The sequence below is a fragment of the Halomonas sp. SIMBA_159 genome, from assembly GCF_046536035.1.
Classification (GTDB): domain Bacteria; phylum Pseudomonadota; class Gammaproteobacteria; order Pseudomonadales; family Halomonadaceae; genus Vreelandella; species Vreelandella venusta_A.
This window is the reverse complement of the sequence record NZ_JAWJBT010000548.1, coordinates 1-273: the sequence shown is the minus strand read 5'-3', so window position 1 is coordinate 273 and position 273 is coordinate 1. Positions and strand designations below refer to the sequence as shown.

The 273-nt window shown below is 65.9% G+C and carries 1 protein-coding gene; it reads left to right on the top strand.

Going from position 1 to position 273, the window contains the following annotated elements:
- On the top strand, window positions 1-230 hold a 230-nt coding region (locus R0J87_RS20405; RefSeq protein WP_498888538.1), incomplete at its 5' end, for a DHCW motif cupin fold protein.
- Window positions 231-273: the final 43 nt, after the last annotated feature.

Below are 273 nucleotides of genomic sequence, written 5' to 3'. Positions count from 1 at the left end.
AGATCGGAGACACCCGCATCCGCATGGTCGAATACTCGCCGGGCTACGTCGCCGACCACTGGTGCTCGCGCGGCCACGTGCTGTTCGTCGTCGAGGGCACCCTCGAGACGGAGCTCGAAGACGATCGGACCTTCACTCTGCACGCCGGGGAGAGCTATCAGGTCGGCACGGACATGGAAGCCCATCGCTCGAGCACCGAGACCGGCGCGCGTCTGTTCGTCGTCGACTGACGTCCGGCGTCCTCGGCATCCCGACTGTCAGGCTGGTGACCTA